This is a genomic window from Scytonema hankhaensis NUACC26, assembly GCF_045865695.1.
GTDB lineage: Bacteria > Cyanobacteriota > Cyanobacteriia > Cyanobacteriales > Nostocaceae > Scytonema.
Genome location: NZ_BAACAP010000074.1, coordinates 1 through 12,511 on the forward strand (window position 1 = coordinate 1; position 12,511 = coordinate 12,511).

10 protein-coding genes are annotated in these 12,511 nt (G+C 40.7%); 2 read left to right on the plus strand and 8 right to left on the minus strand.

Annotated elements, in window-relative coordinates:
• Window positions 1-321: DUF3611 family protein (locus ACKTT2_RS02210; protein ID WP_407883522.1), on the plus strand; the 321-nt coding region annotated here is incomplete at its 5' end.
• A gap of 12 nt (window positions 322-333) precedes the next feature.
• On the opposite strand, the gene ACKTT2_RS02215 is transcribed toward ACKTT2_RS02210, so the two are convergent.
• From ACKTT2_RS02215 to dacB, 6 genes are all read right to left on the minus strand, one after another.
• Window positions 334-1,413 (minus strand): potassium channel family protein, encoded by a 1,080-nt coding sequence (locus tag ACKTT2_RS02215; RefSeq protein ID WP_407883524.1) that lies wholly within the window; start codon window positions 1,411-1,413, stop codon window positions 334-336.
• Between the two features lie 40 nt (window positions 1,414-1,453).
• A complete protein-coding gene (locus ACKTT2_RS02220) occupies window positions 1,454-2,491 on the minus strand; it encodes a hemolysin family protein (protein WP_407883526.1) in 1,038 nt (345 codons plus the stop codon).
• Between the two features lie 407 nt (window positions 2,492-2,898).
• Window positions 2,899-3,147: a Ycf66 family protein gene (locus ACKTT2_RS02225; protein WP_407883528.1), complete on the minus strand. Its 249-nt coding sequence runs from the start codon at window positions 3,145-3,147 to the stop codon at window positions 2,899-2,901.
• A 115-nt stretch (window positions 3,148-3,262) separates the two neighbouring features.
• The gene (locus tag ACKTT2_RS02230) at window positions 3,263-4,576 is read right to left on the minus strand and encodes a protein kinase domain-containing protein (RefSeq protein WP_407883530.1); all 1,314 of its coding nucleotides are present in this window, start codon (window positions 4,574-4,576) and stop codon (window positions 3,263-3,265) included.
• 103 nt (window positions 4,577-4,679) lie between these two features.
• Complete coding sequence (locus ACKTT2_RS02235) at window positions 4,680-5,051, minus strand: DUF2237 family protein (protein WP_407883532.1); 372 nt, start codon at window positions 5,049-5,051, stop codon at window positions 4,680-4,682.
• A gap of 205 nt (window positions 5,052-5,256) precedes the next feature.
• On the minus strand, window positions 5,257-6,693 hold the full coding sequence (gene dacB, locus ACKTT2_RS02240; protein ID WP_407883534.1) for a D-alanyl-D-alanine carboxypeptidase/D-alanyl-D-alanine endopeptidase: 1,437 nt from the start codon (window positions 6,691-6,693) through the stop codon (window positions 5,257-5,259).
• A 310-nt stretch (window positions 6,694-7,003) separates the two neighbouring features.
• Here dacB and ACKTT2_RS02245 point away from each other — a divergent pair, with 310 nt between their 5' ends.
• Window positions 7,004-7,645, plus strand: coding sequence for a hypothetical protein (locus ACKTT2_RS02245; RefSeq protein ID WP_407883536.1), 642 nt, complete (start codon window positions 7,004-7,006; stop codon window positions 7,643-7,645).
• Window positions 7,646-7,749: 104 nt separating this feature from the next.
• Here ACKTT2_RS02245 and ACKTT2_RS02250 read toward each other — a convergent pair whose 3' ends face one another.
• Together ACKTT2_RS02250 and ACKTT2_RS02255 are read right to left on the minus strand one after the other, a co-directional pair.
• A complete protein-coding gene (locus ACKTT2_RS02250) occupies window positions 7,750-8,373 on the minus strand; it encodes a hypothetical protein (protein ID WP_407883538.1) in 624 nt (207 codons plus the stop codon).
• A 268-nt stretch (window positions 8,374-8,641) separates the two neighbouring features.
• A complete protein-coding gene (locus tag ACKTT2_RS02255; RefSeq protein WP_407883540.1) occupies window positions 8,642-12,400 on the minus strand; it encodes an nSTAND1 domain-containing NTPase in 3,759 nt (1,252 codons plus the stop codon).
• Window positions 12,401-12,511: the final 111 nt, after the last annotated feature.

The following is a 12,511-nucleotide window of genomic DNA, read 5'->3' on the forward strand; positions in this document are numbered from 1 at the left end:
CGCTACAGGCGTTTAGCCAAACTTTTACAGTCGCCTAATCGTGAATTACATCCAAGGAAAGAGGACATAATTCAAGTATTACAAATTGGATTAATCGTCAGTTCGATCGGGCTATTGTTTGCTTTTTTAGGATCTGAAGTGACCGTTATTGCTGTATTATCGAAATCTGTAGCTCTGCCTCAAGGAATGGCAGTCTATAGACCTGAAAATGTCATTCGTTCTCTAGATCTTTTTGTAGTTTTGGCAAACGTCAATCTGGTTGGCACTCACCTTGTAGGAAGTGTGACTTCACTGGGGCTGCTTAACTGGTTAGATCGATAGTAAATATATTTCTTAACTTTCATGAGGAGCTATTTCATTCCAGTCATATGCCATGTAACGAGCAAGGGCTACCACGTGAGGATTCCATTGGCGGCGTAGAGAAATGTACAAAGAGACACCAGCCTCTAAATCATCTGCTGTCTCTATTCCTTCGGCTTTCATTCTTTCTACCGCATGATAGTAGCGCTTGTGCCACATTTGCTCTTGAGAGTCATTCTTCTTAGAACGGTTCTTAGGCAAAAATAAACTAGATAACTCAACCAACAATTGTAGACCACCACCCCACAATTCTTCTACAGCTGTAGAGTGTGTAACTGAACGATACTTTTTGGTATTTAATGCACTTTTAATTAGGGTAGCTGTATCCATTGCCAATAGTATTATGCGTGGCAAAGCATAATAGCATTGGCGAAACCGGAAATAAAGCAATGCTGGGTAAGAGTTTTGTGATTCTAGCAAGTCTATTAAATCCCTTGCCATGTTAGAAATATCTTGTTGTATGCCATTGAGTTCGCCACTAGCACCAAGTCTTGCTAGCATTTCAGCTGCATCCGCCGTACCAGCACTGCGGTGATGTAAGCTTAAAGCAAAAGTATGGCGTCTTGTAATCGCACTGTACACTGAAAGTAAGTAAGTAATCGTTAATGTAAAAACAGAAAAGCCAAGAGATGCTTCCAAGATCATCAACAGGCGTTGAAAGGTTGTTTCTGGCGTCAAGTCTCCTGTTCCCAATGTTGTTAGTGAAAAACCACTGTAATAAAGTGCTGATATAAAATCAGTCTCTGTTTGCCCTTTGTTAGATTGTATAGACCAACCCAACTCAGTCCAAACAATTAGGGCGAACCCCCAAAGCAATAAGCCTAGCCATACTATGACAGTTGCAATTATCAATACGGGACCGCTATGAGAAAGTACTTTTTCGTCTTTAAAGGGCATTATACGTGCAATTAACCGGAAGAACCACCACACTCCTTTTCCAAGTCGCAAACTCACTAAACTACTACCAAGGCGAGGAAACAGAACAGTTAGGTAAATATCTAAAAGGGATAAAACTATCAGTCCCGCACCTATCAATTGCACTAACAATTTCATTCATTAATACCAATTTTTGAGAAATGAGAAATTTTTATACCTATTTGATATCCATAGATTCCAGCATTCTTTCTCGCTTTTTCCGTGCGAGTTCTCGCATATCGACAGTTTTATCAGTCTCATCTACAATTTCACCAGCGATTACCTCTAGCACATCTTCTAAGGTAACGACACCAGCAACGTTTCCGTATTCATCCACTACCACTGCTAGATGTTCGCGAGCGTCCATAAAGACTTTCAAAAGTTTATCTGCTTTGATTGTTTCAGGCACAAAATGAACTTTGCGGGACAGTTCAGCAATTGTTCGCTCGTCGTTACCTTCTACCATTGCTGTTAACAAAGTTTGCTTCAGAGCAAATCCAATAACTTCATCAATAGAGTCATCAATTACAATAATTCGGGTATGTTGTGAAGCGATGATGTCAGCTTTTGCCTTAGCAAGAGTCATATTTCCACGTATGTATGTTAGTATGACTCGTGGTGTCATAATATCAGATGCTGTTAAATCGTTCAATCGAAACACCCGCTGAATCATTTCTGCTTCATCCTTTTCAATTATCCCTTCTTGTTGACCGATACTTGCTAATAACTTGATTTCTGCTTCATTCGTTGTCGGTCGTCTCTTACCTCTAGTGAAAGGTGCAGTAACGGTTTGGAGAATCCAAACTAGGGGGGTGAAGATAATGGAAAGCCCGGTCACAGGTAAAGCTGCAAGTATAGCTAATTGTTCTGCATAGCGTTCTCCAATTGTCTTGGGGATGATTTCACCAAAGATGATAATGAGGAAGGTCAGTACTCCTGAAAATACACCTAGCCAAAGGTCTCCCAAGACCCTAGCGGCAATATTAGCTGTCAGAATACTACCAACAATATTGAAAGTGTTGTTAAGTATAACGATTGTGGCGATTGGTCGATTCATATTTTCACGAATTGCCAAAAGTGCCATTACAGAAGGGTTATTTGATTGAGCTAATTGGCGTACTCTTAATGTAGATACTGAAAAGAGTGCTGTTTCTACGCTAGAACAAAGCGCCGAACCGCTAATCACAAAAATTACAATAAGAATCAGCTGTAACATATCTTTTTCCCAAAAATGGGAATAAAAAGTTGAGAATGTAGATGAAATCGGCTATATAAATGACAAGTATAACTAAAAATTCAGTAAATATGCAAATAGAACTGAACTTTTTGCTCTGGATATCTGAAAATTTTCATATTTTTGTAATTTATTTATCTAGCTAAAGTCATATATTTATCATTACGAAGAATAGGGGCAATGCCCACCAAAAACTCTAGTGGTGGGCATTGCCCACCCTACGTGCAGTTCAAAAATCAAATAGGAGTCCTATATAGAGAATTGGTATTAGATCCATGAATTGTTTTATTAAATAGAATCGTCCGGAATATGATTTAGGTAAAAAAAATGGTAGAAAGTAAAATTGACCATTAAGTGACCAATAAAGATCGCTCTTTTTTAGAGCTAAACTAGTTTTTTCTGCTTCGCAAACGTAAGCTATCAATTGTATAAGAGACAGCAGTAGCTGTTAATAACATAAGAATAATTTGTGGTAATTGGTCGTAAATACTACCTTGAGAGAGAAGAATAATACCACAGATAATAAAGACAACTATTAATACTATATCTTGACGTTTAAAAATTTTTGGACGTAAAAAAACTAAAGCAGAGAGAGCAATTGCTGTTATAATGAGAATTGTGCCAAGTATGTTAAGCATATTTTGTAAAAAGTATGAAGTATAAAGTATAAATTATGAAATTTATCCTATATTCCAAAATAGAAAAACGTTGTTGTCTTTATAAAGAAGACTCTTTATATGGCTCATAACTCATCTATTTATTAATTCCACGCAATCTTATCGATTCAGCAACAGCAAAAATACACGCCCCTGTTAGTAAAAACTGACTGATATATATTTCTTGGTTTCTAAAGGTCTGATAATCTTGAAATAAGAATAAAATACCACAAACTAAGAAGATACCAGCAAAAACAACATCATAATCTCTTGCTAATTTCGGATACCAAGAACGGAGGAAAAATAATCCTGCTCCAAAGCTTGTCAGAGCAACACCTAGTAATATCAACCAAGTAGCAGATTTAAACAAAAATAACAAGAATGCACCTACAAAAGGTATATACCTAATCACAGATAAAGTTTTATTCACCCAAGCAGGAGATATAACCTCAGAAGATATTTGATTGGGGTTGTTAGTTGCATCCAAAAAAGGGCTTGAGGGTGATTGTTGATATGTAGCAACAGGTATCTGTGATGTTATTGGTTGGACTGCGGGTGCATCGGGTGACGGTGATGCTTGCGTTGGCGGTAGCGGAGTCGCTAGGAACTGAAGATCTTGTAAGACTTCACTTGCTGTCTGGTAGCGATCGCGATGATGATAGCGTACCATTTTCTGTAAGATCGCTTCTAGTCTTGGAGATCCCTGCCAATTCCAAATCACTTCTCCAGTTTCTGGATGTTCCTGTAATTGATTTGGTAGAAGCCCCGTCAGTGCTTGGATGGCAACTATACCCAAAGCATAAATATCGCTGTTTTGTCGTGGCTTACCTTGTGCTTGTTCTGCTGGCATGTAACCGACAGTTCCAATGGAAACAGTTACGCCAACTTGACTGGGTGACTGAGCTAATTGCGAACGCATTTGTTTGACCGCACCAAAATCAATCAGGACGAGTTTGCCGTCTTTATTGCGTCTAATTAAATTATCAGGTTTAATATCGCGGTGAATTACCCCATAACTATGAACAAATTCTAAGATGCCCAACACATCCCGTAGCATCTGAATGACTCTATCTTCACCCCAAGGTTGACCCGCTTGCATTTCCGCACTGAGAGGATGTCCTACAATCAACTCTTGCAGTAAGTAAAACTCTTCGTTTTCTTCAAAATAAGCCAATAATCTAGGAATTTTGTCGTGATTCCCCAGTTGTTCTAAAATTTCTGCTTCAGATTGAAATAAACGTCTAGCGACTTGTAAGTAGTACGGGTCAGAACTAGCAGGCTTTAATAGTTTAAGAACGCACCTGGGGTTTCCTGGGCGGCGAGTATCCTCAGCAATGTAAGTTTCTCCAAATCCTCCAGCACTTAGGATTTGTATAGTTTTATATCGCCCGTCTAGTAGCTTTCCTAGCATTTTCTTGTTCTACGATCGCTCATTAGCGATTGGTGACGTTTTGCAACTGGTAATCTACGCCAAATTTATCTTTGGCGTATTGCATCAAAGATATCCAGGTATATCACTTTACGTCAACCGCATACTGTTTCAATTCGTCTAAAGAAACATATTCTAAAGCAGATGCGTGAGTTGCTGACAAAACTATAGGCGGTGCAACTCCGGCGTCTAGAGCTTCCTTCCACCGAGATGCACACAAACACCATTTATCGCCCGGTTTTAAACCTGGAAAATTAAATGCGGGAACAGCAGTGCTCAAATCATTACCCCGAGACTTGGTGAATGCCAAGAACTCCTCTGTGACTTGAGCGCAAACAACGTGAGCGCCATAATCACCTCCCCCTGTATTGCATTTACCATCTCGGTAGTAACCAGTCATTGGCGAGGTGCAGCACATTTCAAGTTGTTGTCCAAGAACATTTTTAGCTTCTGTCATAACGCTAGCTCTTAACCTTGTGTTCTGGTTTCATAAATCAATAACCACGCTAACACAATAGCTGTTACTGCTGCATTTCCAGCCCAGCCCTTACCATAACTGGGTAGAATATGAAAACAATGTTAGAGTTACAAAAAATGCGATCGCAAAACATTGAAGATTTGTTACAAAAATATCGCGAACAATTTGGCGAGTTACCAGAAGCTTAACACCGCTGTAACTGAGCTAACATCACCACAATTTCATCCATGGTTTGGCGAATAACGCTTGCAGGTTGTCCTGTCTGATTCACCATGATACTGAAAACAAGCGGGCTGTAGTTAGGAGCATTGACATACCCAGCTAGAGACACAACACCCGTCATCGTACCTGTTTTGGCTTGCACAATTCCCTCAGCTGGTGTCTTGAGAAAGCGATTTTTAAGAGTCCCACTTCTCCCTGCAACGGGTAAGGAAGCCCGGTACACAGAGGCGGAGGGAGATTTTGCCATTGCTTGTAAAACTTGGACTAAAGTTTCTGGGCTAATCGAGTTTTTCGTAGATAATCCGGAACCATCGACTAAGGTATAACCAGTTGGATCGACTTCTAACTGGGTTAAGGTCGCTTTCATTAACTCTAATCCCGCATCAGCCGTTGCTTGGTTTTGAGCAGGTGGCTTTTTGATAGCTAATGCTCGTAATAATGACTCAGCAAAAAGATTGTTACTATTAGTATTTGTCTCGATTAATAATTCTGATAGTGGTGGAGAATCAACACCAGCTAGTTCTTCGTTGTATTTCATACTAAAAGGAGACACAAATGTTTGTGTAACGCTTATCTCCTCAGTTTTTAAAATACTCCGAAAGCGCCGCAAGAAGTGTTCTGTAGGATCGATCGCAGGTAAATTAACTAGTGTTGGTTTGGCGTTAATTGGCAATTGTCCCTGAATCTGTAAGCTCGAACCTTTGAAGTCACGGGTGATATTAATCGAGGAGGGTTGATTTTCTGCTGTTGTCACTGACCGATTGACAACTCGCCACTGTCTTTCCTCATCAGTTTCATTCCACAGGACATTTAAAGGTCTGCCAACGGTTTGGGGTTGGAGCTTTAAGCCAAACACGTTTTGATTTAAAATTAAGCTATTAATTGGTGCTCCATAGTCGGACTGTATATCCTCCCATTGCCAAGAGGGATGGACAACATCTCCTTGAATATAATTATCGTCAGCAATCAAAAGTTTAATATCTTGGATACTCTTTTCTTTCAACTGCCTTGCCAAAGAAACAAGCTGAGTATCGGTTAAACTGGGGTCACCCCTACCAACAACACGCAAAACGCCGTTGCGATCGCTATATATAGATGTGCGAAAGCGAAAATCTTGACCGAGTTGCTGTAGCGCGGCGGCTGTTGTGAGCAGTTTGGTAACAGAAGCAGGCGTAAAATACTTTTGGGCATCTCGACTGTAAAGATTTTGGGTGGAAGACAGAGGTTGTACGAGAACACCCCAACGAGAGCGGCGCATCAAAGGGCGATCGAGAACAGCATTGATAGATGCAGGTAGTTGAAGGGGGCAAATTGATTTGGTGGTGGTTTCCGTTGGTGGAACTTGCGTTTGTGGGTTAGCAGGTTTTCCAGTTAAACCTAGTTGAATCCCAATCAGCAACAGTAAATAACTAGTAGAATTTTTTTTAAAATCATTCTTTATCTTTTACCCTTGTTTAGCTTATGGAGTCAAGATAGCAGCGAACTTCATCTTTCGCAAGTCTACTGATACAATAAATGTTATTGATAAATTTAATTGCTAAAGCATTGACTTTTTCTATAAATTTAATGCGGCTCTGTATGATGACTTAGGAAACAAGCCGCTCCCCAAGAATCGATATGCAAACAGTCAAACAAACATTTCTACCCCATTACAAAGTGAAAAAGTCCGTGATGTTTCTTATTGTGCAGTATTAAGTAGAGGTAGTGGTGTGAGTACATTTTTGTCTACTGTAGCTGTTTTACTTTCAACCTTGGCTTTATTGTGTAGTGGCTATGCAGCTTACCAAGTATTTACGCTGCAACAAACAGTCAGTACAAATGCTAGAGAGACCACAACGACAAGCCAAACAACTTCGACTCAAACAACTAGCAATTCGTCTCCAACAGCAGTGCCTCCGCAACCGGAAACACCTCCGTCTCCATCTCCCACTGCAACAGCAGAATCAAAAACCACTGCATCTACAGGCATTCAACCCGGTCAATTTGTGCAACCCGCTTTTGGAAACAAAGCACAAGTCGAGTTACTGTCTGTCAAGCGAATCAAAGATCCGGAAACTGGAAATCGGGATGTCGTCAACGTACAAATGCGTATTCGTCGTCTTGTATCAGATGGTGTTAGCGGTCTTGATGTGATTAGCATTTCTGAGACATCAGCCCGCAACCCCGATACCAGCGAAACTTTCAAAGGAATTGGCTTTAAGCGCTCGACAGGGAGTGTTTCTCTGTTTTCGCTTCGCCCCAAAGCTTCTGCTGATGCTTACGTATGGTTGCGAATTCCTGAAGGCGTTAACAGTCTAGATATCTTTGTGCCTGATACTGGGGCATTTAGTAACGTGCCAATCAGCAGTTAGGTAACTGCAAACGACAAATTCTCTTCAGAATATGGGACGGGCAAAGTTGCCCGTCTTTATATTATTATGAGGGATATTTTTTGACTGACAGGAGTCAGTCAATACTAATTTTCGCTCCTTAAGTTTGTTTTAAACTTATTTCGGTCAAGCCCGAAGTTCCCATCCACAAAGGCTTGAACCTCAGTACCTGCTTCATAAGTTCTATTCTTGCCTTTAATGAATAAAGCCAAAGGAGTTAGCACGGCGGCTGCAGCAATGACTCCTCCGGATGTTCCACCGCCGCTTTTTTGCTCTGCTCGAAGAGAAATGCGTTCGCCACTGACTAAACTGACTTCTTTGAGCGCTATGTTTAGCTTTCCTTTTCGACCCAACATTCCAGAGCGTCTTGCTCTTGTGACTATGCCTTTTGCGATCGCGCCTTTCGCAATGACGACTACGTTACCCACCAAAACATTTTCAGACACTTCAAACTCTACCGGATCGTTTTCTTTAGCCGTTTTAGAAGAAATTGTCTGCTTGAATTTCACTTTGACAGGCGTACCATCTGCTAAACCAAACCCAAGGGCTGGTGTGGGGGATTGAATTGTAGAGTTAGGAGGAAGGGGTGCTTGTACCGCTTGACTCACTCGAACGAGCGGTTTGGTAATCGCCATGACAGGCAGATGTACCAGTGTCAAAATTTCTACACTAGCAAATAGGGTGGAAGCAGCAATCAAAGCTTTTTTCATTAGTATTTACCTCAGTTAGGATCGTTCGTGACAAGTTAATATAGTGCTGCTAAAGTCAAGTAAGCAAATATGCTGAAGGTAGACGCAAAGTTCAGGTGTCGAATTAACCTACTAACAGAACTTTAGGGGTATTCTGGGGAGATTGATGTAAAAATTCTGTTAAATTTGCCTTCTAAATTGAAATTTTATACAAACTCACATACAAAAAGTAAGTGCTATGATTTATTGACAAATGGTAGAAGTTTCATCAGTAAATTCTTACTAAACTCTACCTTTCCTCAACTGCTCCAAGAGCCAGCAAGTTTGATTTTTGTGCTTCTGTTAAACCTATAACGCCATAAATGTTAGTTGCTTCATAAAGACGTTCGAGTCTCAACGTCTTTATGCACTGTTTTGTCTCTACATCCCAGATTTTGATCTGAGCATCTCCATCTCCACTCGCGAAAAGCTTTCCTTCGGGGCTGAAAGCAACAGATACAACCCAGAAATTATGGTCGGTTAAAGTTGCTGTGCAACAACCTGTCTCTACATTCCAGAATTTAATAATACCATCGCTGCTACCAGTAGCAAGGATATTGCCATCAGGATTGAAAGCTATTGCCCATACCCACGTATCATGAGCTTGTAACAAATGAAGGCATTGACCTGTTGTTATATCCCACAATCCTACAGTACCATCAGCACTACCAGTGGCAAGAATATTTCCTTTAGGATCGATCGCAACCCACCAAACCCAACTGCTGTGTCCTTTAATGATTTGCTTGCATTGCCATGTTTCTAAATCCCAAATTCTTGCTGCTTCCTCAAAACCGCCTGCTGCTAGTTTTTTGCCATCTGGGCTAAAAGAAAGCGATAATGTTACACATGCTGGTAAAGTTTGCACGAGTTGACCTGTTGCTACATCCCATAGGTTAATGGTTTGGTCATAGCTGCTACTAGCGAGAAGACGACCATCAGGACTAAAGATAGCTTTTGTAACTGTACCTGTATGTCCTTTTAAAACTTTTAAGCATTGTCCTGTTGAAATATCCCACAATCGAATTGTTTGGTCAGCACTAGTACTTGCTATGGTACGTCCATCAGGGCTAAAGATTACCGAAAATAAAAAATCAGTGTGTCCGATCAAACGACGGGATTCACCATCTAAATTCCACAGTCTTATGATGCGATCGTAACCCCCACTTACAATAGTTGTTTCTTGTTGTGTTGTCCCTTCAGAACTTAGAGGTGCAAAAGCTAAGTCAGCCACCCAGTTATGCATTCCTTGGAATGTTCGGACACACTCTCCACTATTCATATCCCATAACTTTACGGTGAAGTCGTCACCACCACTTGCAAGTAGAGTTTCTTGGGGATTAATTGCGATCGCATAAACGGAATTATTATGTCCTTGCAAAGTTTTGATGCATCGCCGATTGCCAACATCCCAAACTCGAATTGTTGTGTCTATACTAGAACTTGCAAGGATATTGCCGTCATCCAAAAAAACGACTTTAGGAACTCCATTACTGTGTCCTTCCAAAGTTCCGACACATAAACCTTTATCCACATCCCAAAGCCTAATAATTGGGTCTAAAGCTCCACTTGCAAGTATCCCTGAAGGGCTAAACGACAAACCTCGAATACAATCTGTATGTCCTGACAAAGTTTTGATACAGATACCTGTTGCAAATTCCCATAATTTAATAGTTTTATCGTTACCACCACTTGCAAGAAACTTACCGTCTGGACTCAATGCTAGAGAAAAGATTCCGTTCTCATGTCCCTGTAAAATTTGAGTACACTCTCCACTGCTGAGATTCCAAACTCTAATATCAGAGTCTGAACCTCCGCTAACGAGTAAACTACCACAAGGAGAAAACATAACGACAAAAGCTCCTCCTGTATGACCTTTGAGAACTCTTAAACATTGCCCAGTTGTAACATCCCACAATTTAATATTGTCGTTTTGCGAACTACTAGCCAGTCTGCTACCATCAGGGCTAAAAGCAATACACCAAGTAGAATCAGTATGCCCTTGAAAGCGGACGTTCTGCTGACCAGTAACGACATCCCACAAGCAAATTTGACCTTCTGTATGAGATGTTGCAAGGGTTTTACCATTAGGGCTAAATCCTATAGATACAGTGCTAGAGAAAGTTTTAGCAAAGACAGACTTAGATAAATCGCTACCAGTAAAGTTCACTCGTTTTAAAGAAGTTTCTTGGAGATACGCTTGCCAAATTGTGAGGTGCGAGAAATCGCAACCAGTCAAGTCACTTTGTATATGACACAGCAAATTAAGAATATTACCACCCGCATATCCTGGTTCTAACGAAGGGAGAATGGGGGAAAAGGGAGAATTGGCTACTTTTTCTCGTGGGTTACCTTGTCCTATCCTTCGTAGTTCATATAAAACTTGAAAAAGCAGATTTTCAATTGCTGATTTAGTACGTAGGTTTGACAGTAATTGCTCGATAACAGGTTGAAGAATCAACTTAGCTTGGGCAATTCTAATATTATCTTTAGCAGTTGCTTTCATCAATGCATGGCTTTGAAACAAGAAAGTAGACGCTGAGAAAAATTCCCCCTTGTCTCCCCCCTCTCCCTTGTCTTCCTTGTCCCTCTTATTCCCTTGTCCCCATTCCTGAATTTCACTACATACCTGTTGAACCAAATTTCTCGTAACATATTCCATCACCACAGGTTGGAGAGTAAATTGTACGGAAGTTTGTGGGGCTGATTTTTTTTCAATTAAATTTCGCCTGCAAAGGGAATCTAATGCTTCCAAAAGTTTCATGGAAGATATAGGTAGGACTAAATCTTCTCGCAACTCTGCTATTGTCACTGGTTCTCGGTTAATAGCTAACCAGTACATTAAATCTTTCTCTAGTGCAGAAAGACGGTAAAATTGCTGTTTCAGTAAGTCATAAATGCTTCCAAATACTGTAGTCCCTTGAGTTTGAAACTCTTTAAGATCGCCATCAAACAATTCCTGAATTGTAGTAGCAATAATTTTCAGTGCCAGAGGATTACCTGAATAATGCTGTATTAATTTTTGCCAATCTGCATCCGAACCACAGAAAAAACTTTTGGTTCTCACTAACTCTAGCGCTGCACTAGTATCTAAACCTGATAAATGTAAAGTTCTAACGGGTAAAGTTTCCCCTTCTAAAATTGTAATTTCTTGAGGCTTTTCACGACTGGTTAGCACGACACAGCTTTGGTGGGATGTTTCTCCTACTTGCTTGAAAAGTTCTTGGTAGTCTTCATAGCCCGGTTGGTAATGTCCTGAGTCTTCGCAACTGGCTAATATGGACTCCACGTTATCTAATACGATCGAGCAGCGATGCGATCGCAAGTGTTCCATGAATTCTGCAATACGCAATCGCGTAGCATCTTCTTGCGAGACATTGCTACTATTTGGAGATAAGTTTATTGCTTGACCGTTTGCAAAAAACTTCAGCAAACTCGTTAATAAATCTAAAAGAGATGGGCTGTTACGAAGACTCCGCCAAACCACAAACTCAAATTGTGTTTGAATTTGAGTTGCTAATTTTACTGATAGGGAAGATTTGCCAATTCCTCCCATTCCCAGTAGAACAATGAGCCGACAGCGATCGTTCAAAATCCAATCTTCTAACTGCGTGAGTTCCTCGTTGCGTCCAAAAAATATTGAAACATCAACAACTTCTCCCCAATCACAGTAGGGAGTAGGGAGTAGGGAATGGGGAGTAGGGGGAATTCCTTCACCATTTCCAACTCCCGACTTTCCACTCCCAACTCTAAGATAGTCACTTATAGTTAACTCCAAACCAAAAGCTCTATAGAAATACTCTAGAGTTTGCTTATCAACTCCTTCTTCCCGTGCTAGCACCTTAGAAACTGTAAACGGAGCTAACTGAGTACGGTAGCTTAACTCCTCCAAGGTAAACTTTGCACCGTCATTGTCCTGGAGCTCCGTCTGGTATCTAGCTTCTTGTAACTTATTCAATCCTGCAACGCTGAGGATAACTCCACGCTTGCGTTTTTGCTTGTGCTTTTCCATAGGGAAGAGTCTCGCTTAACATTCTATTTTAAGAGACGAAGTAGGTTGGGGAGCCACAAAAAGTGCGGGGGTTTCCCCCGTTGAGTGACGTGGCGTTTGAGGAACGAAACC

Coding starts and splice junctions, on each gene's coding strand:
- ACKTT2_RS02235 (WP_407883532.1), bottom strand. CDS start 5,051: ATGACAGAAGCTAAAAATGTTCTTGGACAACAACTTGAAATGTGCTGC.
- ACKTT2_RS02215 (WP_407883524.1), bottom strand. CDS start 1,413: ATGAAATTGTTAGTGCAATTGATAGGTGCGGGACTGATAGTTTTATCC.
- ACKTT2_RS02250 (WP_407883538.1), bottom strand. CDS start 8,373: ATGAAAAAAGCTTTGATTGCTGCTTCCACCCTATTTGCTAGTGTAGAA.
- ACKTT2_RS02220 (WP_407883526.1), bottom strand. CDS start 2,491: ATGTTACAGCTGATTCTTATTGTAATTTTTGTGATTAGCGGTTCGGCG.
- ACKTT2_RS02225 (WP_407883528.1), bottom strand. CDS start 3,147: ATGCTTAACATACTTGGCACAATTCTCATTATAACAGCAATTGCTCTC.
- ACKTT2_RS02230 (WP_407883530.1), bottom strand. CDS start 4,576: ATGCTAGGAAAGCTACTAGACGGGCGATATAAAACTATACAAATCCTA.
- ACKTT2_RS02255 (WP_407883540.1), bottom strand. CDS start 12,400: ATGGAAAAGCACAAGCAAAAACGCAAGCGTGGAGTTATCCTCAGCGTT.